Here is a 23,710-nt window from a genome sequence, read left to right as displayed (position 1 = left end):
CGCTACACCCCGATCTTCTTCCCCTGGTTCTGCTCGTCGAGCCACTTCTTGAGCGGCGCGAAGTAGTCGAGGATCGCCGTGGCGTCCATCTGCCTCTCGCCGGTCAGGGCGTAGAGCGCCTCGGGCCAGGGGCGGCTCTGCCCCATCTCGAGCATGGCGCGCAGCTTCTTTCCCGCGGCCTCGTTGCCGTAGATCGAGCACTGGTAGAGCGGACCCTGGAACCCGGCCTCGCGGCACAGCGCCCGATGGAACTGGAACTGCAGGATGTGGGCGAGGAAGTAGCGGGTGTAGGACACGTTGGCCGGCACGTGGTACTTGGCGCCGGGGTCGAAGTCCGACTCGGTCCGCGCGACGGCCGGCGCGACCCCCTGGTACTTGAGGCGCAGGTCCCACCAGGCCCGGTTGTAGCTCGCCGGCGTGACCTCCCCGGAGAAGACCTTCCAGCGCCACTGGTCGATGAGCAGGCCGAACGGCAGGAAGGCGACCTTGTCGAGGGCCATCTTCATCAGGTAGCCGATCTCGCCGGTCGGCGGGGGCACGGTGTCCAGAAGCCCGATCCGCTTCAGGTAGGCCGGCGTGATCGACAGCGCGATGGTGTCGCCGATCGCCTCATGGAAGGCGCCGTTGGCGCCGCCGCGGAACATTGCCGGCTGGCGGCGGTAGGCGCGCTGGTAGAAGTTGTGCCCGAGCTCGTGGTGGATGGTGCGGAAATCCTCGTCGTTGATCTCGATGCACATCTTGATGCGGAGGTCCTCCTGGGCGTCGAGGTCCCAGGCGCTGGCGTGGCAGACGACGTCACGGTCGGCCGGCTTGACGAACAGGGACCGCTCCCAGAAGGTCGCCGGGAGCGGATCGAAACCGAGCGACGTGAAGAAGCCCTCGCCGAAGCGCACCATCTGATGGTCGTCCACCTTCCGGTCGACCAGGATCTTCGTCAGGTCGTAGCCGAGGCCGCCGCCCGGCGTGGCGACCAGCGGCTCGAGGTTGCCCCACTGCTGCGCCCAGATGTTTCCGAGCAGGTGCGCCGGAATGGGGCCGTCGGGCGGAACCACCTGCGCGCCGTACTGCTTCACCAGCCGGGTGCGCATGTAGGCGTGCAGCGACCAGTAGAGCGGCGCGACCTGGTTCCACAGGCGCTCGACCTCGGCGGCGAAGGCGTCGGGGGGCATGTCGTAGCTCGAGCGCCACAGGGCGCCGAGATCCTTGAAGCCCTGCTCGCGGGCCCCCTTGTTCGCCAGCTCGACGAAGCGCTGGTACTTCGGGCGCATCGGCGGCGAGATGGTGTGCCAGCCGCGCCAGACATCGAGCAGCTGCTTCGGGTCGCGGCTGTCCGCCATGATCTTGGTGATGGCGTTGACGTCGAGGCAGCCGTCGCCCGAGCCCTCCGCGCCGCCGCCGGCCGGGGCGGCCGCGGTGGCCGGCGGGCAGTATTTCCCCCGTCCGTAGGCCCCCTCGAGCGACGCGGCGATCTCGGTCAGCTCGCCGCGCTCGGACTCGTTGCTGGGAGCCGGAAGCTCCACCGCCACCTTCAGGAGCGCGAACTTGCGCGCCACGTCGGCAGGCAGCTTGAGCCCCTCGAAGCGCCGGGCGGCGAGGGCATTCTCGGCCACCGCCCCGATGAGCGCCTCGTTGGCGTCGGCGGCGATCTTCTCGGTGTCTTCCGTGATGAAGTTCGACTGGACCCAGTTGGCCCGGTCGGACTTGATCGCCAGGTCCTGAAGCCGGCTCTCGGCCGCCTCGATGAAGGCGGTCGCCTCGGCGACGGTGGGGCTCTTCGCGCCGGGCTTCGGCGTCGCGGCGGCCGCCTCGATCCGGTGCCACGCCGCGGGGCCGGCCACCAGCGCGAGAATCAGGGCGATGAGGAAAACGGTCAGGGACGGGCGCCTGGGGGAGTGCGCAGTCATGGAGGCCTCTCCGATGGGTGGACGTCGATTGTGACGAACGCGGCAAGGTACCGCCAACGCCGCGCCCCCGTCAAGCGCGGGCGGTGCCGAGATCTCCATGGTGAGGATGCGATGGTCGGAGCGACGCACGGAGATCTCTCCGCCGTGCGTTGACTCCGAGCCGGGCCGAGGCTACCATCGCCGCCGATTCCGACAGGCAGGAGACGCGCCCGCTCTCGAGACGGAGATCGCCATGATGAAGCCATGCGCTGCGGTCTGCATCGCCATCGTGATGCTGTGGGCCGCCGGCCCCGCCGCGGGAGCGGCCGAAGGACCGCCGACCCTGTCGGAGGTCTTCAGGCGGGTGGATCCGGCGGTCGTCGAGATCCACACCACGGAGGTCGATCTGCCGCCGGGCCCGGAGAGCCTGCCGGTCAGCGTGTCCGGTCTGGGCTCCGGCGTCCTCATCACGCCGGACGGCAAGGTGCTGACCGCCGCGCACGTGGTGCAGACGGCCAACGCGATCGAGGTCGAGTTCCTGACCGGGGAGGTCGTGAAGGCGCGGGTCCTGTCGTCCGAGCCCTCGGCCGACGTGGCGGTCCTGCAGCTGGAGAAACCGCCGCGCGGGCCGTTCGTCGCGAGGCTCGGCGACTCGGACGCGGTCGAGATCGGCGCCCCGGTCTTCGTGGTGGGGGCGCCCCTGGGCGCCAGCCACACGCTGACCGCCGGGCACATCAGCGCCCGCCGCAAGCCGAATTCGACCTTCAGCGGCATGTCGCGCGCGGAATTCTTCCAGACCGACGCCTCGATCAACCAGGGGAACTCCGGGGGGCCGTTGTTCGACATGCAGGGGGAGGTGATCGGCATCGTCAGCCACATCCTGTCCCACTCCGGAGGATCGGAGGGGCTCGGGTTCGCCGTGACCTCCAGGGTGGCGCGCCAGCTCCTGGAGCAGAAATCGTTCTGGAGCGGGGTCAACGGCTTCATGCTCTCGGGCGACCTGGCGCAGGTGTTCAACGTCCCGCCTCCCGGAGTCGGCCTCCTGATTCAGCGGGTGGCCGCGGGGTCCCCGGCCGAGCGGCTCGGGCTGAAGGGGGGGACGACCCGGGCCAGCATCGGCGGCGAGGACCTGGTCGTGGGCGGGGACATCATCCTGTCGATCCTCGGGACGTCCCTCGCCGAGCCGAACAGCCTCGCGATGGTCCGGCAGAAGATCACGGCGCTCGGCCCGGACGAGCAGGTGGCCGTCGTCGTCCTGCGCGGAGGCAAGGCGGTCACCTTGACGACGCAGGTCCCCGCGCAGCCTTGAGCGCGGGAACCGATCGCGCCCGCGCGGGGGCGGCGGCTCTCGGGCTCCTCGTGCTCCTCCTGGCCGGCGGCGCGGCCCCTCCCTCACGTCCCCGGATCGGCCTCGCCCTCTCGGGGGGCGGCGCGCGCGGCATCGCGCACGTTGCGGTCCTCGAGGCCCTGGAAGCGCAGCGGATTCCGATCGACTGCATGGCGGGCACCAGCATGGGCGCCATCGTCGGGGGGCTGTACGCCTCGGGGCTCTCTCCCGCGCAGATCCGCACGGCCCTCCTGGAGGTGGACTGGCCCGACACCTTCAATGACCTGCCTGCGCGCCGCGATCTCGGCTACCGGCGGAAGGAGGACGATGCGAGCGATTTGATCAAGCTGGAGATGGGGATACGGAACGGCCGGCTCCTCCTGCCCCGGGGGCTTGTAGCCGGCCAGAAGATTGCCTTCGCCCTGCAATCCCTCACGCTGCCGGCGGCGCGCGTGCGCGATTTCGACCGCCTGCCGACACCGTTCCGGGCCGTCGCCACCGACCTGGGGACCGGGGAGATGGTGGTCCTCCGGAGCGGCAACCTCGCCGACGCCCTGCACGCCAGCATGAGCATCCCCGGCATCGTCGCGCCGTTCGAGATCGACGGCAGAATCCTCGGGGACGGCGGGCTGGTGCGCAATCTGCCGGTGGACGTCGCGCGCTCGATGGGAGCCGATGTGGTCATCGCGGTCGACGTGAGCTCGCCGCTCTTTTCCCCCGAGGAGCTGCGCTCCCTTCCGAATATCACGCTGCAGGTCACGGGGATCATGACGCACGAAAACGTCGAGGAGCAGATCAAGGATGCCGACATCGCGATCGTCCCCGAGCTGGGGACGATCACCGCGACCGACTACGCACGGGCGGATGACATCCTCGAGGCCGGCACCACCGCGGCCCTCGCGCAGCCGGAGGCGCTGGGCCGCCTGGCCCTCACGGACGACGCGTTCCGTGAGCATCTGGCGCGCGCGCGCGCGCCGCTCTCCGCTCCGCCCCGCATCGACGCGGTCACCGTGGAGGGGTACACGCGGGTCGATCGGCGCATCATCGAGAAGCGGCTGAAGACCCGGGCCGGTGGCCCGCTCGAGATTCAGACCTTGAAGTCCGACCTGGCACGAATCTACGAGCTGGGAGATTTCGAGCGGGTCGATTACGCCCTGGAGCAGGAGGGGGACCGGACGAAGCTCGTGATCCGGACCCGGGAGAAGTCGTGGGGACCGAACTACCTGCGCTTCGGCCTGAACTTGCGGAACGACTTCCAGGGGGACACGGACTTCAACATCATCTCCAGGCTGACCATGACACGGATCGACCCTCTGGGGGCCGAATGGCGCAGCGACGTCGAGGTCGGCGAGACGCGGCGGGTCTCCTCGGAGTTCTATCAGCCGCTCGATTTCTCGGGGACTTTCTTCGTCGCGCCGAGCGTGGATTACGCCAACGCGATCGTCGGGGTGTTCGAGGGGGACGATCGGATCGCCGACTACCAGACGCGCTCGGTTTCGGGATCCCTGGCCCTGGGGGCGCAGCTCGGCCGCTACGGCGAGGCGCGCATCGGGGTCATCCGCGGACGGGTATGGGCCCGGCCGAGGGTCGGCGATCCGGGGTTGCCGGTCCTGGACGTCCCGGTGGCCGCGTACGCGGGGCGCTTCGTGGTCGATCGGTTTGACAACCCGAACTTCCCGCACCGCGGTCGCGGGGCCGGCCTCGACGTCTACCTGCCGCGGCGAGGACTCGGTTCGGATGTCTCCTACGACCGGATCCAGGGATCCATCGTCCAGGTCTTCGGCGCCGGCCGCCATCATGTGTTCATGGGTCTCGAGGGCGGCACCAACCTGGGAAGCGCGATCCCGTTCTACGACGAGTTCCCCGTTGGAGGCTTGTTTTCCCTTTCCGGGTTCAAGCAGGGGCAGCTGCGCGGCCAGCTTTTCGGCGTGGCACGAGCGGGATACTACAGGCGATCGGGAAAGCTCTCGGGGATCTCCGGCCAGGCCATCTATCTCGGCGGCTGGCTGGAGGCGGGCAACGCCTGGGCCACGAGCCGCGACGTCGGCACGGGCGATCTGCATTACGCGGCGACACTGGTGATCGGAGCGGACACGTTCCTCGGCCCGCTCTTCCTGGCGTACGGCCACGCGGACGGGGGGCACGACGCCATCTACCTGTCGATGGGCCGATCGCTGGGAGGACGGCGGCGCTTCGGCTTCGGGCACTTCTGAGGCTCGCGGACGGCCCGGAGGCGCTCAGCCGAGCCGCGCGATGTGGAGCGACAGGGTGTACTGCTTGTCCCGGCCGGTGACGGCCTCCACGCCGAGCGTCCCGGCCCAGCGCCGGCCGTCGGGGCCGCTGAAGGTCCAGTCGGTGCGCGGCGTCGAGGGGACGGCCGCGGCGCCGCGCTTGGCCCCGGACCACTTGCCCTGCTTCGCGAAGGCCTGGCCGACGCGGTCCAGAAGCTCCGCGCGGCCGAGGTCGGTGGTCCCGCGCACGACGATGTCCCACGTCTCGGTCGTGCCCTGGGTGCTGACGATGCTCCACTCACCGAGCCGGTCCAGGTCGATGTCGGGGATGAGCCGATCGGCCAGCGCCGCGCGGGCATAGCGGGAGTCGGGACGCCAGTCGTACTCCATGTTCAACGCGACCGTCTGGGCCTTCCCCCTGCCGAGCATCCGGGACAGGAGATGCAGCGCCCCGTCGATCCCCGAGGACAGCCCCGCGGTGGTGATGATTCGCCCGTTGTCCACGAAGCGCTGGTCGGAGACCACCCTGGTCTTCGGGTACTCGGCCTTCAGATCGTCGATCATGCGGTGGAACGTCGTCGCGCCGAGACCGTCGAGCAGGCCGGCGCTCGCCAGGATGAATGCGCCGTTGCAGACCGACAGGGTGTGCTGCGCGGCCGCGCTCGCCTCCTTCACCCACTTCAACGTCGCGGCGCTCTTCCGCGGGCCGTCGACGTTGCCTCCGGGGACGACCAGGACGTCCGCCCTCGGCGCGTCGGCGAAGGTGTGTTCCGGCACGACCTTCATGCCCATGGAGGTGGTCAACGTGGCTTTTGTTCCCGCCACCGTGAAGACCTCGAATCCCCCCTGTCCGAGCACTTCGTAGGGTCCGGTGTAGTCGATGATCTGCACCCCTTCGAAGATCAAGATGGCGGCCTTCTTCCGGGAGGCCTGCTCGACGAGCCGGGCGCCGCAGGCGGGACATCGTCCCGGCCGATCAAAGACTTTCTGATCGCAGTCCATGCCGCACGGCGGGCACACGTAGCGCTTCCCCTCCTGCGGGGTCTCGGACGGGGCCGCGGTCGCGGCGGCCGCCGAAACGACGAGCGCGAGGGCGATCAGAATCGACAACGCGGACCGGACGGGGTGTGTCATGCGAGCCTCCTGGCGGCGGGGGGACGATCAGGCCCCCGCGCCCGAATGGGGGTGACGGTTGAAACGCTCACGGTAACGGCTGGGCGGGATACCGAGGGTGCGCAGGAACGCCCGGCGCATCGACTCGGTGCTGCCCAGGCCGGTCAGGTCGCAGATCGCCCGGAGGTCGTCCGACGATTCCTCGAGGAGACGCCGGGCCGTCTCCACGCGGACGGAGGTGATGAAGCGCGCCGGGGTCGTCCCCACCTCGCGCGTGAAGACGCGCGCGAAGTTGCGCGGGCTCATCCTGACGCGGCCGGCGAGCGTCTCCACCGAGAGGTCCGCGCGCGGGTGCTCGAGGATGTAGGCCTGCAGCTCGCGCAGCGGCTCGCGCTCCGCGAACTGGACGGCGAGCTGCGCGCTGAACTGCGACTGCCCGCCCGGGCGCCGCAGGAACAGGACCAGCTCCCTGGCCACGTGCAGCGCGACCTCGCGTCCGTGGTCCTCCTCGACCAGGGCCAGCGCCAGGTCCATGCCGGCGGTCACGCCGGCCGAGGTGTAGATCGATCCCTCCCTGACGAAGATCGTGTCCGGCTCGACCCTCACGTCCGGGTAGCGGCGCGCCAGCCGCGCGCACCAGCTCCAGTGCGTCGTGGCGCGCCGGCCCTTCAGGAGGCCCGCCTCGGCCAGGAAGAAGGCCCCCGTGCAGACCGAAGCGAGCCGCCTGACCCAGCCGGCCTGCCGCCTGATCCAGCGCATCAGGGGAGGGTGCTCGCAGTACCGCCGGGTCCCGATCCCGCCGGCGATCAGGAGCGTGTCGAGCCCCCGGCGCACCTCACCGAAGCTCCGATCGGCGTGCAGGCGCAGCCCCGATGAGGCCCGGAAGACCCCGCGCTTCAGCCCGACGATCTCGATGCGGTAGGCGTCCCCCTTGTGCTTCCCGTTGTCCCGCAGCCAGCGCGACGTCCGCGCGAACACCTCGAGCGGGCCCGTGACGTCCAGGACCTGGACGTCCGGGTACGCCAGCATCGCGATACGCCGCGTCATTCCGGGAGTATGCGGCCGACGACGGCAGGAGACAATGACAATGTTCCCACAGTTTCTGCCATCGGACGCGCGGGGATCAGGGCGGGGACGCTCCGAGGTCCTCGCTCTCGCTGGCCAGGGGCCAGAGCGCGAGGAGGTCGCTGGTCTCGAACGCCGGCGCGGCCGCGGTGAAGTAACGCAGCAGGTCCTGTCCCGTGTTCCTGATGCCATGGGGCGTATCCGAGGGGATGAAGATGCAGTCGCCCGCGGCCACGTCCTGCGTCTCGGTCCCCACGGTCATCGTGCCGCCGCCGTCCAGGATCAGATACACCTGCTCGGGTGCGTGGGCATGGATACGCTGCTCTCCCCCGGGTTCGATCTGGACCAGGGTGGTCGTCAGATGCTTCGCCTGGGCGGTTCGCGGCGAGGCGAGCAGGTACGAGGTGATCCCCTCCGGCCGGATGTAGCGCGGCGCCTTGGCCTTCGTGAGTATCTGCACGGCTCCCTCAGCTTCCTGACGGGCGGAGGCCCGCCTTCTGCAGCGCGCGGACCGAGCGGCGGTACGTCTCCGTCTCGGCGTCCGCCGGATGGGCCAGATAGTCGACGGCCGGGGCCAGGATGCGGGAGGCCCACCGGGCGTCGACCAGGCGACTCTCCTCCTCCAGGGCGGCGGCATACTTGTGCTGATGATGTTCTTGTCCTTTATGGAACAGCGCGGTCCGGAGCCCGGCCAGGTAGCCGGCCCGTCTCGCAGGCTCCCGATCGAGGCAGGCCCGTACCTGCCCGGGGGAGGCACGTTCCAGCATCTGCGCGAGATCCGGGACATCTTCTTCAGAGGATGCGCCGAGCGCGTCGATGCCCGGTCCGGCCATCGAGAGCCCGACGAGATCGATGAGATCATCCCGCATCGCAGCCAGCCAGGCGGCCGCCTGCAGGATCAGGAGGCGCCTGGTCCCCTCGAGCCTGGTGGAGCGCCAGGCGTGCCCGAGCGCGTTGGTCACGGTGAGGGCGTGCACCGGCAGAAGGGCGGTGCGGCCGGCGGACGCCGACCGTCCGGGGCGCCTCAGGATCATCTCGGATCCGAGGAGACGCAGGGCGTCCCAGACCGTCCGAGGGCCCAGGCCATCTTTGAAAGAATCGACGACCAGGTCCTGGGCGCCGCGCGGCCCGCGGACCGCGAGCTCCCGGAGCAGGAGCCTGCTCTGCTCCGGTTCTTCCTTCCCCTCCAGCCAGCGGTCGGGCAGGGCCCGCGCCAGCTCGCGACTCCTCTCGAAAGCCGCCGTATCCCGGTTGACCAGGGAGGCCATCACGAGCGACCGCAGCGCCGGCTCCGCGTGCCGCCATCCGATGCGCCCGACCACGCGCTCCATCTGCGCGGCGTGGATCATCTTGTGCCCGATGAAGGCGTAGCAACGCGCGGCGAGCGGCCAGAGGATCTCGTACAGCGACGCACGGTCGTGGTAGGGGAGGAGCTCGACGATCGCCCGGTCGGCGCGCTCGGCGTCCCAGGCCTCCATCGCGGCCAGGAACTCGCGCCGGGCGCTGCCGGCGCCCGGGCCGCGGGGCGCCGGCCGCGGCTTGAGCGACCAGTCGCCGTCGTCGCGCCGGTCGCCCTCCTGCGCCCGCTTCAAATCGTCCAGGTTGTAGAGGACGGGAAGCCAGGCCTCGTAAGGCGGGACGGACTCGGCCAGCTGGAAGGACGATGCGACCATCATCACGGCATGCAGGATTCCATGGGGTCTCGGCCGTATGTCCCGCACGCCGCAGAGGAAGATCGCCCCCAGGAGGGCGCCATGGTCCGCCCCCGACCGGATGGCCCCGGCGGCCACATCGAACGCCCCCGAGGCGGATGAAGCGCACAGCCGCTCGGCCAGTCCGGAAGAATCGGCCCCGCCGCGATCGAGGCCGCCGGCCGCGCCCGCCAGGGCCGTCGTTCCGGAGAGCCAGAACAGGCCGGCCGCGCCCGATCCCATCCGCCAGAGGGCCTCGCGCCGGTTCAGTCCGCCCATGTCTCCCTCGTCCCAGGGTCCCGTGCGGCCGGGAGCCCGTCCACCCATTCTAGAGCGGCAGCCGCAGCCGGGCACGGCAGCCCGGCTCGGGGTCCCGGTTCAGCAGGGTCAGGGTGCCGCCGTGGGCCTCGGCGATCTGGCGGCTCAGCACCAGCCCGATCCCCGACCCCTGCTGCTTCGTGGTGAAGAACGGCACGAACAGGTTCGAGCTGTTCGGCACGCCCGGGCCGTCGTCCTCCACGAAGACCTCGAGGGTGGCCGGGGCGCCGTTCACCCGGCGCCAGCCGAAGCGCACGCCACCGCCCGTCTCGAGGGCGGCGTCCACGCCGTTTCGCACCAGGTTGATCAGCAGCTGCTCGAGCTGGTCGGCGTCGGCCTTGAGGGTCGTCTCGGGCCCCGGGACCAGGGAGACGCTCAGCCGCGTCTCGAGGGAGGCGACCCGCCTCACGAGCGGGCCGACCTCGACGCTCTGGAAGCGCGGGGGCGGCAGGCGGGCGAGGCGGGCGTAGCCGTCCATGAAGCGGCTGAGCGACTCGGAGCGCGTGGCGATCACCCCCAGCCCGCGCCGCATGTCGTCCTCCCAGTCGGCGGGCTTCGGGTCGCGGCCGATCAGCTGCTCGAGGCTCCCCGCGAGCGACTTGATCGGCGCCAGGGAGTTGTTCAGCTCGTGCCCCATCACGCGGATCAGCCGCTGCCAGGCCTGGCGCTCCTCCTCGCGCAGGGCGCGGCTGACATCCGAAAGCACCAGGAGCTGGTGCGCCAGCCCTCCCTGGCGGAAGGTGCCGCGGCGGACCTCGAAGCGCCCGGTGCGCCCGGGGAACGCCAGGTCGAGGATCGGCTCCGCGTTGGCGCGCAGGCAGGCGCCGAGCCCCAGCTCGGCGGCGTCCGCGCCGATCAGCCGCTCGATCGGCCGCGCCAGGAGCCGCTCGCCCGCGCGGTTGGCCAGCCGCAGGCGGTCGTCGCCATCGAAGGCGAAGACCGCGACATCGATCTCCTCCATGACCTTGCGCAGGAGGGCCGTCGCCTCGAGCGCGCCGAGGCGCTGCTGGCGCAGCGTCTCGGCGAGCGCGTTCACCTCCAGCATCACCTCCCCGAGGGCGTCGTCGTGCCGCGCGCCGCGCGCGCGGATGGAGAAGTCCCCCTCGCGCAGGGCCGCCAGGAGGTTGCTGGCGATCTGGAGCGGCCGCACGACGCGCTCGCGCACCGCGAAGGCGAAGCCGATCCAGGCCACCAGGATGATCGCCGAGAGGGTCCACTGGACCTTGGCGCTGAAATCGCCCGTCCAGAGGATCGCCAGCGACACGACGACGCCGGCCGCCCCGGTCAGGAAGGCCTGCAGGAGGACGCGACGCTCGTGGGAGAGGACCGGATCGCGCGCCCGGCGGCGTCTTGGCGGGCCGGTCCTGCCGTTCACAACCCGTACCGCTGCAACCTGCGGTAGAGGGCGCTCCGGCTCAGGCCGAGGGCGTCGGCGGCTTGGCTGACGTTGCCGTCGCAGCGCGCCAGAGTCTTGCGGATCAGGAAGGACTCCACCTCCTCGAGGCTCATCTCCTCGAGACTCGGCTGGCCGTCGGCGGAGGGCCGCAGCGCCAGGTCGGAGACGCGGACCAGGGGCCCGGGGCTCATCAGGACGGCCCGCTCGACGGCGTGATCCAGCTCGCGGACGTTGCCGGGCCAGCGGTGCTCGAGAAGCGCCCGCAGGGCCGATTCGTCGAATCCGGTGATCGTCTTGCGGTAGTGCGCCGCGTGTTGCTGAAGAAAATGCGCGGCCAGGAGCGGCAGGTCCTCGCGCCGGTCGCGCAGGGGGGGGACGGCGATCTCGATGGTGTTGAGACGGAACAGGAGGTCCTGGCGGAAACGCGCCTGAGCGACCTCGGCGCCGATGTCGGCGTTCGTGGCGGAGACGATGCGCACGTCGGTCTTGCGGGTGCGCGACGATCCGACCGGCTCGAACTCGCCCGTCTCCAGGACGCGCAGGAGCTTGGCCTGGAGGCCGGATGGCAGGTTGGCGATCTCGTCCAGGAAGAGCGTCCCGCCGTCGGCCATCTCGAAGCGTCCGACGCGGTCGGCCTTGGCGTCGGTGAACGCCCCGCGCACGTGCCCGAACAGCTCGCTCTCGAACACCCCTTCCGAGAACCCGCCGGCGTTGACCGTCACCAGGGGGGCGGTCGAGCGGCGCGACACGGCGTGCAGGGCCTGCGCCACGACCCCTTTCCCTGTCCCGTTCTCGCCGGTGATCAGGACGTTGGCGTCGGAGGGGCCGACGCGCTCGATCATCTGCAGGACCGGCCGCATGGCGGCCGATCCGGCGATGAGGCGGGGCCCGCCGTCGCCGCGCAGGACCAGGTTCTCCGCCTCGAGGCGCCGGCCCCGCCTGAGCGCGCGGCCGAGCTCGACCTGGGTGCGCAGGATCGACAGGAGACGCTGGTTGTCCCACGGCTTCTGCACGAAGTCGCGCGCCCCGCGCCGCATCGCCTCGACCGCGACCTCGACGCTCCCCCAGGCGGTCATGACCACGACCGGCAGGGTCGGGTCGAGGGCCTGGAGGCGCCCCAGAAGATCGAGCCCCTCGCGTCCGGATGTGGTGTCGCGGGTGTAGTTGAGATCGATCAGGAGGGCGTCGTAGTCCCGGGTGCGAGCCTGGTCGAGGACCGCCGAGGGGGACGAGGCGACGTCGAGGGCATACCCCTCCCCCTTGAGGAGGAGTCGCAACGCCTCCCGCACGTCCTGCTGGTCGTCGGCGACCAGGATGCGGGCGCTCGCTGAACGGGTCGTCATGGTCATCGTCGATGCGGCGGCGTCATTCTACCCCATGGCCGACGCGGGCCTCAGGCGCCTCCGCGCGGGAGGTCGACCACGTCCCGCCGTCCCTGCCGCGCGACCGAGACGCGGACGCCAGCGGCCGACGCGTCGGCCGCCTGCTGCAGGGCCTCCCGGTCCGCATCCTTCGGCATGGCCCGGCCATTGATCCCGAAGACCACGTCACCGGGCCTCAGCCCCGCGCGGTCGGCCCGCAGGCCCGGGATCACCGCCGAGATCTTGAGCGCCCGCGATCCCGCGGGAAGGTCCAGGACCCGGAGCTCCGACTCCGACGCGACGACCGGGACGAGTCCCAGATCGTGCCCCTTCCCGACCGCGAAGCGCGGCGGCTCGGGCCGGTTCGCCAGATCGAGGATCACGGCGCGGGCGTACCGGGCGCGCGCGGCCAGCCTGTCGTAGTCGATCCGGTCGGAAGAATCCGAGGGGCGGTGCGTGTCCTCCTCGTGGATCGTCCCGAGCACGATGGCGGGAATCCCCCGGGCGGCGAAGGGATAGTGGTCCGTGTCCGGGACGACCTCCGCGATGGCGGAGGCGACCTTGAAGCCGGTCGCGGCGTTCGCCCCGGCCAGGATGGCATCCCAGCAGGCGCACGTTCCGGTCGCCGCGGCGGCCAGGTCCTGATCCACCGCCCGGCCGATCTTTTCGAGGTTCACCATGGCGACGAGCCGTTCGAGCGGGACGGGTGGATGGGCCACGAAGCGCACCGAGCCGTTGAGCGCATGCTCCTCCGCCCCGAACGTCACGAACAGGAGCGTCCGGTGGTGGCGGAGCCGGTCCCGCGCGATCGACCGGGCCACCTCGATGAGGGCGGCGACGCTCGACGCGTTGTCGTCGGCGCTGTTCCAGATGGCATCGTCCGCCGGACCATCCTTGGCGGGATAGCGATCGGTGTCCGCCTGGCCGGCGAGGCCCTGCCCGTCGTGGTGCGCCCCCAGGACGACGATCTCGTCGCGCCGGGACGCATCGTCCCCGTCCAGGAGGCCGACGACATTGCGGGACGTCAGAATCTGGCCCGGGACCTCCGGTCCGCGCGGAGGGAACGGGAACTTCTGAAGGAAGGAGCGCCCGTCGGGAGCGGAATCCCCCGCGGGGACGAGGCCGATCTCCATGAACTGCGCCTCGATGTACGCCGCGGCCTTCTCCTCTCCCGGATAGCCCGCCCCCCGCCCCTCGTAGACGTCGCTCGCGAGCGTCTCGACGTGACGCCTGACCGCCTGCGCGCCGATGACGGCGCGCTCCGCCTCACGGGAAACGGGGGGCTCGTGCCGCGCGCAGGCGAGAAGGAACACGCCGGCCGCAACCGACAGCGCGATGGGTGCACAGACCGGATGCCCGGACACGCTCCTACTCACAACGGAGCGCGACCATCGGGTCGACGCGGGCCGCCCGGCGGGCGGGCACGTAACAGGCGAGCAGGGCGACCGCGAGCAGCACGAACGAGGTCGCCACGAGAGTCACCGGATCGGACGGGCCGGTTCCGAACAGGAGCCCGGCGATGAGACGGGCCGCGGCGAACGCGCCGAGAAGGCCGATCAGGAGCCCCCAGAGCGCCAGCCTCAGGCCCTGTCCCAGCACCAGGCGCACGACGTCCCCGCGGCGCGCGCCGAGCGCCATCCTGAGGCCGAACTCCTGGGTGCGCTGGGCCACCGAGTAGGCGACGATGCCGTAGACCCCGATCGCCCCCAGCAGGAGCGCCGCCGCGGCGAAGCCTCCCAGGATGAGCATCGGCAGGCGGCGATCGGCCACCGAGTCGGCGACCACCTGGTCCAGCGTGCGCACCTCGACCATCGGCCGGTCCCGATCGATGGCCGCCAGCCGCCTCTGGATCGCCGGGACGAGATCGGCCGGAGGGAGAGTCGAGCGGACGACGACGGTCATGGCCGGCTCCGGGCGCTGGGCGTGCGGGACGTAGATGGCCGGGAGGGCGTCTTCCTGAAGCCCGTACTGCTTGACGTTGCCGACCACCCCGACGATCTCCTGCCAGCCCTTCGTCTCCCAGTTGAAATCGATCCGCCGGCCGATCGGATCCTGCCCCGGAAAGAAACGCCGCGCCAGGGCCTCGTTGACGATGGCGACGGCGGGGGAGGAGGCGCGGTCCTCTTCCAGGAAGGCCCGCCCCTTCAACAGGGGCGTCTTCAGGACACCGAAATAATCCGGGGTGACGATGCGCTTCTCCGCCACAGGCTCCGATCCCGGGGGGTCGGTGCGCCCCTCGATGTGGATCCCCCCGTTGGTGCCCGCTCCACTGAGAGGCAGCTCGCTGATGGCGGCGGCGCCGGTCACGCCGGGAAGACCGCTGACGGTCTCGAGCGCCTGCTGAAAGTAGCGGGTCTGCTGCTCGGGCAGCGGATAGGACGGGAACGGGAGGAAGAGAGAGAACGACAGGACATTTTCAGGATCGAACCCCTTGTCCGCTGTCAGCAGGCGGGCAAAGCTCTTTCCCAGAAGCCCCGCGCCCACCAGGAGGACGAGCGACAGGGCGATCTCGCCGACCACGATCGCACCGCGGAGCCTCTGGCGCACGCCGCCGGACCCGGCCGACCGCCCGCCTTCCCGCAGGCTGCGCTCCAATCCCGCGCCGTCGACCTGCGCGGCCGGCGCCAGGCCGAACAGGATGCCGGTCGCCACGGTGATCAGGATCGTGATCAGGAGCGCGGTGCCGTCGATGGCGATCTCGTCGGCCCGCGGCAGAAAGTCGCGGCATGCGGCCACGAGGAGGTCGAGCCCCCAGAAGGAGAGCAGGAGTCCCGCGCCCCCTCCGAGCGCCGCCAGCATCAGGCTTTCGGTGAGGAGCTGCCGGACGAGACGCGGCCGCCCCGCCCCCAGAGCCATGCGCAGGGCGATCTCCTTCCGCCGGGCGGTGGCGCGCGCCAGGAGGAGGCCGGCCACGTTCGCGCAGGCGATCAAGAGGAGAAGCGAAACGGCCCCCAGGAGCGCCAGGAGGGCGGGACGAAGGCGGCCGACGACGTGCTCCTGGAGGGGCACGAAACTCACGCTGTGATCGGCGCCCGCGGGGCGCTCGAGGCGCGCCACGGCCGCCCGGGCCTCCTCGAGGGCGCGCGGGGCGGGGACTCCGGGTCGCAGCCTGCCGATCACCCTGAGGAAATGCGTGTCCGGCGGCGCCACGGTCGAATCCAGCCGCAGCGGCGCCCAGATGTCGCGATGCTGGCCGAGGAGCGAGTCCTGGGGCAGGACCCCCGCCACGCGCGGCGGCAGGACCCCGACGATGGTGAACACCTTTCCGCTCAGGTTCATCGTGCGGCCGCAGATGCCCGGATCGGCGCCATAGCGGCGCTTCCAGAGGGCGTGGCTGATGATCGCCACCGGCTCCGAATCGCGGCGATCCTCCTCGGGGCGGAACGGCCGGCCGAGGACCGGCTCGATGTCGAGCATCGGCAGGAGCGCGGCCGAGACTCGTTCGGCCCAGATCTCCTCCGCCTCGCCCTCCCCCGTCAGGGTGAAGGAGGTGCCGAAGTACGCCGCCACGCTCTCGAGGGACGAGATGTGCTCCCGCCATTCCAGGAACTCGCTGTAGGAGACCGGCGTGTCGGACGAGGGGGGCTGGTGGTCCCAGATCAGGACGAGGCGATCGGCCTCGCGGAAGGGGAGCGGCCGGAACAGGACGCCGCGCGCCACGCTCAGGATGACCGTCGTGGCGCCGATGCCGAGCGCCAGGGTCAGGATCGCGACGGCCGCGAAACCGGGGCTCCGCCGCATCGTCCGAAGTCCGTAGCGCAGGTCCCTGAGCAGGCCGCTCATCGGAGCGTCCTCACTCGTAACGAAGCGCGATCAAGGGATCGACCCGCGCGGCCCGGCGGGCCGGGACGTAGCAGGCGAGCAGGGCCACCGCCGACAGGAGCGGCACCACGATCCCGAACGTCCACGGATCGGTCGCCGCGACGCCGACCAGGAGGGTCGACAGGACGCGCGTCAGGGCCAGGGCGCCCAGGATCCCGAGGAGAACGCCTCCGAGGGCCAGCGCCATCCCCTGTCCGACGACCAGCCGGAGGACGTCGCGAGGCCTCGCGCCGAGCGCCATGCGGACCCCGATCTCGTGCGTGCGCTGGGTGACCATGTACGCCAGGACGCCGTACAGCCCCACGCCTGCCAAAAGGACCGCCACCGCGGCGAACAAGGCCAGAAGCGCCATGTTGAAACGCCGCGCGGCGAGCGATCCGTCCAGCACCTCGCGCATGGTCTTGACGTCGTACAGGGGGATGTCAGGGTCGACCCCTTGCACCTCGCGGCGCACCGAGGCGGCCAGGCCCGCCGGGTCGAGGCCGCTCCGCACGATCAGAGTGGCGTAGCGCGACGGTGATTGCATGGACGACACGTAGATCTCGGGCCGGGGCTCCGCGTGCAGGCCCTTCTGGCGCACGTCGGCCACAACACCGACGATGGTGGTCCAGTAGGACTCCCCCTTGTCGTCGGTCCCGAAGGTGATGCGCCGGCCGATCGGGTCCTCTCCGGGCCAGTAGCGCCTGGCGAGCGTCTGGCTCACGACGGCGACCCCCGGCGCCTGCCGCAGATCGCGCGCATCGAACCCGCGCCCGCGCAGCAGCGGAATGCCCATGGTCCGGAAGTAGTCGGGGCTGACCTGGTGCCATCCCCCTTCGGGCCCCTGGCCCAGCTTTTCCTGGGGTCTTCCCTCGATCCCGAAGCCCAGAAAGGAGTCGGTGCCGCCGAGCGGAAGATCGCTGGTGAGACCGGCCGCCGTGACGCCGGGTAGTCCCTGGATCCGTCGCAGGACGTCGTCGTAGAAGCGGATCTGCTTCTCTTGCTGACTGTAGCGCGCGTCGGGAATCCGGATGCGGAGCGTCAGCAGCCGGTCGATCGCCAACCCCGGGTCGATCCGCTGCAGCCGCAGGAAGCTCTTCACCAGGAGCCCGGCCCCCGTCAAGAGGACGAGCGCGACCGCCATCTCGGAAACCACCAGGGAGCCGCGCATGAGGCGCGCGCGCCGTCCGGCCGACGACGTGCGTCCCCCCTCGCGCAACACGTCCTGGGGCTCGGCGGCGGAGGCCTGCAGGGCCGGCAGCAGGCCGAACAGGACGCCGGTCAGGACCGACAGGGCCAGGGTGAAGCCGAGGACCCACAGGTCGATGCCGACCGACTGGCCCCCCGGGATCGCCTCGGGGGCGAGGGCCGCCAGGAGGTCCGTGCCCCACAGCGCGAAGAGGAGCCCGGCGGCGCCTCCGACGAGGGAGAGAAGGACGCTCTCGGTCAGACACTGGCGGACGATCCGCCGGCGAGAGGCGCCGAGCGCTGTGCGGACGGCGATCTCCCGCCGGCGCGCCGCGGCGCGCGCCAGCGACATGTTGGCGACGTTGGCGCAGGCGATCAGGAGGACCAGCCCGACGGCCCCCAGGAAGATCAGGAGCGCCGGCCGGACCTCGCCGACGATCGACTCGTGCAGTGGAATGATCTCGACTCCCGTCTCGGAATTGGTCTGGGGGTTCTCCTTCTCCTGGCGCGCGGCGATGGTGTCCATCTCCGCCTGGGCCTGGGTCATAGGCACGCCGTCCTTGAGGCGCGCGATGGCGTACAGGTAGTGGAGGCCCCTCATCTTGGTGATGTCGGTGTCGGCCGGCACGAACGGGTTCGTCGGGATGCGGTTTTTCGCCAGGGTCCAGAGATCGGACTTCTCGGGGAACTGGAGCCCCGGTGGAGCGATCCCCACGATCGTGAAGCTCTCGCTGTTGAGCGTCACCGAGGAGCCGACGGCGTGCGGATCGCCGCCGAAGCGGCGCTGCCAGAGGGCGTGGCCGAGGACGACGACGCGGCCGCCGGAGCTTCCCTCGTCCGCGGCGGAAAAATCGCGCCCGGTGACCGGGGGGGCGCCGAGCACGCGGAAGAAATCGACCGAGACGTCGGCCCCGCGCAGTCGTTCGACCTCGGTGCCGGTCCTCACGTTGAACCCGGCGCCGAAGTAGGCCGCCATGGAGGCGAACGAGCGGCTGGTGTCCCTCCACTCGATGAAGTCCAGCGGCGTGACCACGTCCTGGTGCCAGCCCCGCACCCGGTTGTTCTGCCAGACCGACATGAGGCGGTCGGGCTCGGGATACGGCAGCGGCCGCAGGAGGACCGCGTTCACCACGCTGAAGATGGCGCTGTTGGCGCCGATCCCCAGGGCCAGCGCGACCACCGCCACCAGGGTGAAGCCGGGGTTTCGCACCAGCGCGCGCAGGGCGTACTTCATGTCCTGGACGAGCGTGTCCATCGTCAGTGTCCCAGCAGGAAGAGGATGAGCAGCGCCATCAGGATCAGGATCAAGGCGGTCTTGTCGATCATCGCAACCTCCTCATTCGCTCCGGAGCGCCACCATCGGATCGACGCGCGTGGCGCGGCGCGCGGGGACGTAGCCGGCCAGGGCGGCGACGGCGGCCAGGAGCGCGGAGATCAGGGCGTAGGTGAGAGGGTCGGTGGCGCTGAGGCCGACGAGGAGCGCGCCGACCAGGCGGGTGGCGAGAAGCGCCGTGAGGATGCCGATCAGGAGCCCGCACGCCACCATCAGCATCCCCTGGCGCAGCACCATCCGCAGGACGTCCCGGGGACTCGCCCCCAGCGCCATCCGCAGCCCGAACTCCACGGTCCGCTGGTTCACCGAATAGGACATCACCCCGTAGATCCCGATTGCCGCCAGGGTCAGGGCGATCAGGCCGAAGATCCCGAGCAGGGCCGCCCCCATGCGCGGGGCCCAGAGGACCTGCCCGATCAGCTCCTCGGTCGTCTGCACGTTGGTCAGGGGCATGGTCGGCTGGAGCGCCTGCACGGCGCGCCGCACGGTGGGGAGGAGCGTCGCGCCGTCTGCCGCGGCGCGCACATTCAAGGTCATCCCCGAGTTGTAGAACTGGAGCACCGGGATGTAGGCCTGCGGCTGCGGCTCCTCCCCCAGGGTGAAGATCTTGGTGTCCTCGACGACCCCCACGACCTGGCGGAATTCCTGGTCGCCGAAGAACTTGAAGCGCTTGCCGATCGCGTCCTGGTCCTTCCAGAACTGCTTCGCCATCGCCTCGTTGATCACGACGACCAGGGGCGCCCCCTCGCGGTCCATCTCGGTGATGTCCCGGCCGCGCCGGATCGCGATCCCGACGGTGTCGAAATAGCCGACGCTCATCTCGTTGGCGGTGGTGAACTGGCCGACCGCCCCCGCCGCCGCCTCCTGCCCCTCGGGAAACACGGTCCGCCCGATCCCCCCTCCCATCGGGAGATTGGCCGACAGGGCGGCGGCCCGCACCCCCGGAATGGCCCGCACGGTCTCGAGCAGGTTCCGCATGTACTCCTCGCCGCGGACCCGATCGAACCCCAGGGCGCCGACGTCGAACCTCAGGGTGAGGAGGTTCTTCGCGTCGAAGCCGGGATCGATCCGCTCGGTATTGCGCAGGCTGCGCAGGAACAGCCCCGCACCGATGAGCGACACGAGCGCCAGCGCCACCTGGCCGACCACCAGGATGCTGCGCAGGTTCACACGGCGCCCCGCGTGACCGGGCTGTCCGGTCCGTTCCTTCAGCTCGACGACCAGATCGGACCGCGAGGCCTGCAGGGCCGGCACCAGTCCGAACACCACCCCCGTGGCGAGCGACACGAAGAGGGTGAACAGCAGGACGCGCGCGTCCAGGTTGAGCCCGAACTCGCCGAAGAAGAACTGCGGCGGCCTGAAGGCCAGGAGCAGATCGCGCGCCCAGAAGGCGACCAGGAGCCCGGCGGCCCCCCCCAGGAGGGACAGGACGACGCTCTCGGTCAGGAGCTGCCGCACCAGCCGGAAGCGGCCGGCCCCCATCGACAGGCGTATGGCAATCTCCTTGCGGCGGCCGGTGGCGCGCGCCAGGAGCAGGTTGGCGACGTTGGCGCAGGCGATCAGCAGGACCAGGCCGACGACCGTCATCAGGAGGCCGCCGGCGACGACGAACACGCGCCTGATGTTCGGGTTCACCGTGGCCTGCGACATGGGGATGAGCGTGATGCTCCGGCCGGCGTTCGGCGCCGGGTACTCCTTCTCGAGCCGCGACGCGATCGTCCGGAGCTCGCTCTCGGCCTGCTGGATGGTGACCCTCGGTTTCAGGCGGCCGACGACGTTGAACAGGAGGGCGCGGCGGTCGTTGAAGTTCTCGGCCAGAAAGCCAGTCAGGATCTGATCATGCATCGCGAGCGGGACCCACAGGTCGGGCCCGCCGAGGGTGTTGACCCCCTCGAAGCCGGGCGGAGCGATGCCGACGACGGTGAAGCTGTGCCCGTTCAGGGTGATCGGCTTTCCGAGGATGGCCGGGTCCGCGGCGAAGCGGCGCCGCCAGAGCCGATCATTCAGGACCGTGACCGGATTGGCGCCGTCCACCTTGTCCTCCTCCGGCAGGAAGGCGCGGCCGACGGCCGGCCGGACGCCGAGGAGGGAGAAGAAGTTCCAGGAGACGAGATCGCCGCCGATCTGCTCCGGCTCCCCGCCGCCCGAGAGGTTGATGGCGGATCCCAGGTATGCGGTCGTCTCTTCGAACACGGTGTTCTGGTCGCGGTAGTCGTTGTAGTTCAGGTGCGAGATCTGGAACAGGTTGAACTGGTTGTCCTTGTTCTTTTCGTCCGTCATGAACACGGACACCAGGCGCTGCGGATCGCGCACCGGAATCGGGTGGAGCAGGACGGTGTTCACCAGGGTGAAGATCGTCGTGTTGGCCCCGATCCCGAGGGCGAGAGACACCACCGCCACCAGGGTGAAGCCGGGGTTCCTCACGAGCATCCGCAAGCCGTAGCGCACGTCCTGGATCAAGCTCTCCATGAAGCCTCCTTCACGAGGGTTTCATTCGCTCCTCAGAGCGGCCATCGGATCGATCCGCGTGGCGCGCCGCGCCGGCACGTACGACGCCAGGAGCATGACGCCGATCAGAAGCAGGCCGGCCGCGGCCAGGAGCAGCGGGTCGCCGGGTTCGACGCCGAACAGCAGCGAGCGGGCCAGGCGTCCGGCCGCGAACGCCGCCGGGAGGCCGATCGAAAGGCCGATCGCGGCCATGGTCATCGCCTCGCGCAGCACCAGGCCCCGGACGTGCCGGGCGCTCGCCCCGAGGGCCATGCGCAGGCCGATCTCGGAGGTGCGCCGCGCCACGCTGTAGGCCATCATCCCGTAGAGCCCGATCGAGGCCAGGAGGGCCGCCAGGAGACCGAAGCTGATCGACAGCGCCATCAGCAGCCGCTCGCCGTAGAGCGACTGGTCGAGCTGCAGGGCCAGTGTCCGCACGTCGAACACCGGGAGATTGGCGTCGATCCGGCGCACCGCCTCCCGCACGGCCGGGGCGAGCGTTGTGGCGGGGAGCGCCGATCGCAGGTAGAAGGTCGCCTCCCCGAGGCCCGGATGCTGCGCGTACGGCATGCAGACGAAGGGGCGCTCCTCCTGGCGCACCGTGCTGTGCTTGCTGTTCCGCACCACGCCGACGATCTCGATGTCCGGCTTGACGCCGTTTCCCGCGCCGAAGGCGAACCGCACGCCGATCGGATCCCGGCCCGCGAAGAACTTCCGGGCCATGGTCTGATTGATCACAGCGACCTTGGGGCTCCCGGCGGAATCGGATTCGCTGAACTCGCGGCCGGCGAGAAGCGGAATGCCGAGGGTCGCGAAGTAGCCCGGCCCGACCCAGTTCTTGAGGGGATGGAACGATTCGTTCTCCTGGGGCGTGAGGCCTTCGATGGTCCCGTTCGAGCCCTCGTTGCTGTCGGTCAGGAGGGCAATCTTCGCGGCCGAGACCGAGGTGACGCCGGGGAGGGCCGCGAGATCGCGGCTCATCCGATCGACGAGGGCGATCGTCCGCTCGGGCGTGTAGCCGTTCAGCTGCGGCTCGATGGACGCGGCCAGCAGGTTGTCGATGGACAACCCCAGGTCGACCTGCTTGAGCCGGCGGAGGCTCTGGGTGAAGAGCCCCGCGGTGATCAGAAGGACCGCGGTGAGGGAGATCTGGGCCACGACCAGCCCCTTGCGCAAACGGACGTGCCCGGCCCCCGTCCCGGCCCCGGCGCTCTGGTCCTTGATCGCCGAGACCAGGTCGGGCCGGGTCGCCCGCAGGGCCGGCAGCAGGCCGAACCCCAGTCCGGTCAGGAGCGCCACGCCGAAGTTGAACGCCAGGAGACGGAGATCGAGGTGGGACGACAGAGCCGCCGTGCCGTCGTCCTGCGGGAACATCAGGAGGATCGAATCGATCGACCAGGCGGCGACCAGCAGGCCGATGGCGCCCCCCGCGAGGGCGAGCAGCAGGCTCTCGGACAGGAGCTGCCGCATCAGATGGATGCGCCGCGCCCCCAGGGCCAGGCGCACCGCGATCTCCCGGCGGCGCGCGACCCCCCGGGCGATGAGCAGGTTGGCGACGTTGGCGCAGGCGATCAGGAGAACCAGGCCGACCAGCGCCGAGAGCAGGAAGAGCCCGCCGCGCGCCTCGTCCTGAAGGACCAGGCGCCCCTGGGCCCCGGGCGCGAGGAGGAGCTTGCGTCCGAGGAGGTGGGCCCGCTTCTCGGCCGTCAGTCCCGTCAGGCTCTGGACCTGCTGTTCGAGGAGCCCGTTGACGATCGGCTGCAGACTGGCCTCCGCCTGCTCCCGGGAGACGACGGGGGCGAGCCGGCCGATGGCCTGCAGCCAGTAATCGTTGATGTCGTCGAGACCGTCCCAGTTCGGCGTCATCTGCGCCTTCAGGGTGATCGGGACGAACAGGTCCGCGGGCTGTCCCAGCTGGATCCCGCTGAAGGGGGGACGCGCCACGCCGACCACGGTGAGGGTGCGGCCGTTGACGACCAGCCCCTGGTTGAGGATCGCCGGGCTCGCGCCGAAGCGGCGGGTCCAGTAGCCGTGGCTCAGGACCACGACCGGATTGGCACCCGGCTGGCGATCGTCCTCGGGAGTGAGCAGGCGGCCGAGGGCCGGGCGGACCCCCAGAACGTCGAAGTAGTTCCCGGAGACCAGCTCGCCGCTGGCGCGCTCGGTCCGATCGCGGTCGGCGACGCTTACCGGAATCGCGAAGCGCGCCGCGAGGCCGCTCAGAAGCGGGCTCTGGTCGCGCAGCCCCTTGTAGAACGGGTAGGAGAACGACTGCGCCCCGTCGTCGATGTCGCTCCAGAGGTGCCCGGCCTGAGGTCCCGGCAGCCGCAGCACGACCAGGCGGTCCGGGTCCCGCACCGGGAGGAGGCGCAGCAGGATCTGGTCCGTGAGCGAGTAGATCGCGGTGTTGGCGCCGATCCCGAGGGCCAGGGTCAGGATCGCAACGAGCGCGAAGCCGCGATTCTTGGCGAGCGTCCGCAGGGCGTATCTCAGGTCGGCCACGATCCCGTCCATAT

14 protein-coding genes are annotated in these 23,710 nt (G+C 70.6%); 2 read left to right on the top strand and 12 right to left on the bottom strand.

Features of this window, described 5'->3' with window-relative positions; all coding sequences use genetic code 11:
* Positions 1–2 precede the first annotated feature (2 nt).
* Positions 3–1,904 (bottom strand): M2 family metallopeptidase, encoded by a 1,902-nt coding sequence (locus VGV60_12460; protein HEV8702077.1) that lies wholly within the window; start codon positions 1,902–1,904, stop codon positions 3–5.
* Positions 1,905–2,136: 232 nt separating this feature from the next.
* Here VGV60_12460 and VGV60_12455 point away from each other — a divergent pair, with 232 nt between their 5' ends.
* Both VGV60_12455 and VGV60_12450 read left to right on the top strand, forming a co-directional pair.
* Positions 2,137–3,192: a trypsin-like peptidase domain-containing protein gene (locus tag VGV60_12455; protein HEV8702076.1), complete on the top strand. Its 1,056-nt coding sequence runs from the start codon at positions 2,137–2,139 to the stop codon at positions 3,190–3,192.
* Complete coding sequence (locus tag VGV60_12450; protein HEV8702075.1) at positions 3,189–5,423, top strand: patatin-like phospholipase family protein; 2,235 nt, start codon at positions 3,189–3,191, stop codon at positions 5,421–5,423. Before VGV60_12455 ends, VGV60_12450 begins: the two co-directional genes overlap by 4 nt.
* A gap of 24 nt (positions 5,424–5,447) precedes the next feature.
* On the opposite strand, the gene VGV60_12445 is transcribed toward VGV60_12450, so the two are convergent.
* The 11 genes from VGV60_12445 to VGV60_12395 form a co-directional block, all read right to left on the bottom strand.
* Positions 5,448–6,575, bottom strand: coding sequence for a DJ-1/PfpI family protein (locus tag VGV60_12445; GenBank protein ID HEV8702074.1), 1,128 nt, complete (start codon positions 6,573–6,575; stop codon positions 5,448–5,450).
* Positions 6,576–6,602: 27 nt separating this feature from the next.
* Positions 6,603–7,601: a GlxA family transcriptional regulator gene (locus VGV60_12440; GenBank protein HEV8702073.1), complete on the bottom strand. Its 999-nt coding sequence runs from the start codon at positions 7,599–7,601 to the stop codon at positions 6,603–6,605.
* A 76-nt stretch (positions 7,602–7,677) separates the two neighbouring features.
* Positions 7,678–8,079: a cupin domain-containing protein gene (locus VGV60_12435; GenBank protein ID HEV8702072.1), complete on the bottom strand. Its 402-nt coding sequence runs from the start codon at positions 8,077–8,079 to the stop codon at positions 7,678–7,680.
* 7 nt (positions 8,080–8,086) lie between these two features.
* Positions 8,087–9,589 carry a hypothetical protein gene (locus tag VGV60_12430; GenBank protein HEV8702071.1) on the bottom strand — a complete coding sequence of 501 codons (1,503 nt, stop codon included), beginning with the start codon at positions 9,587–9,589 and terminating at the stop codon, positions 8,087–8,089.
* Positions 9,590–9,638: 49 nt separating this feature from the next.
* A complete protein-coding gene (locus VGV60_12425; GenBank protein HEV8702070.1) occupies positions 9,639–11,003 on the bottom strand; it encodes an ATP-binding protein in 1,365 nt (454 codons plus the stop codon).
* Complete coding sequence (locus VGV60_12420) at positions 11,000–12,367, bottom strand: sigma-54 dependent transcriptional regulator (GenBank protein HEV8702069.1); 1,368 nt, start codon at positions 12,365–12,367, stop codon at positions 11,000–11,002. The genes VGV60_12425 and VGV60_12420 overlap by 4 nt, the downstream gene beginning before the upstream one ends.
* Positions 12,368–12,417: 50 nt before the next feature.
* Positions 12,418–13,749 carry a M28 family peptidase gene (locus VGV60_12415; protein ID HEV8702068.1) on the bottom strand — a complete coding sequence of 444 codons (1,332 nt, stop codon included), beginning with the start codon at positions 13,747–13,749 and terminating at the stop codon, positions 12,418–12,420.
* A 4-nt stretch (positions 13,750–13,753) separates the two neighbouring features.
* On the bottom strand, positions 13,754–16,168 hold the full coding sequence (locus VGV60_12410; protein HEV8702067.1) for an ABC transporter permease: 2,415 nt from the start codon (positions 16,166–16,168) through the stop codon (positions 13,754–13,756).
* Between the two features lie 10 nt (positions 16,169–16,178).
* Entirely contained in the window at positions 16,179–18,629 is a 2,451-nt protein-coding gene (locus tag VGV60_12405; protein ID HEV8702066.1) for an ABC transporter permease, read from the bottom strand.
* An 81-nt stretch (positions 18,630–18,710) separates the two neighbouring features.
* The gene (locus VGV60_12400; protein ID HEV8702065.1) at positions 18,711–21,176 is read right to left on the bottom strand and encodes an ABC transporter permease; all 2,466 of its coding nucleotides are present in this window, start codon (positions 21,174–21,176) and stop codon (positions 18,711–18,713) included.
* 21 nt (positions 21,177–21,197) lie between these two features.
* Positions 21,198–23,708 carry an ABC transporter permease gene (locus tag VGV60_12395; protein HEV8702064.1) on the bottom strand — a complete coding sequence of 837 codons (2,511 nt, stop codon included), beginning with the start codon at positions 23,706–23,708 and terminating at the stop codon, positions 21,198–21,200.
* Positions 23,709–23,710 lie beyond the last annotated feature (2 nt).

This window comes from Candidatus Polarisedimenticolia bacterium, from assembly GCA_036001465.1.
In the GTDB taxonomy this organism is placed as follows: Bacteria; Acidobacteriota; Polarisedimenticolia; order Gp22-AA2; family Gp22-AA2; genus Gp22-AA3.
This window is presented reverse-complemented; position numbering and strand designations above follow the sequence as displayed.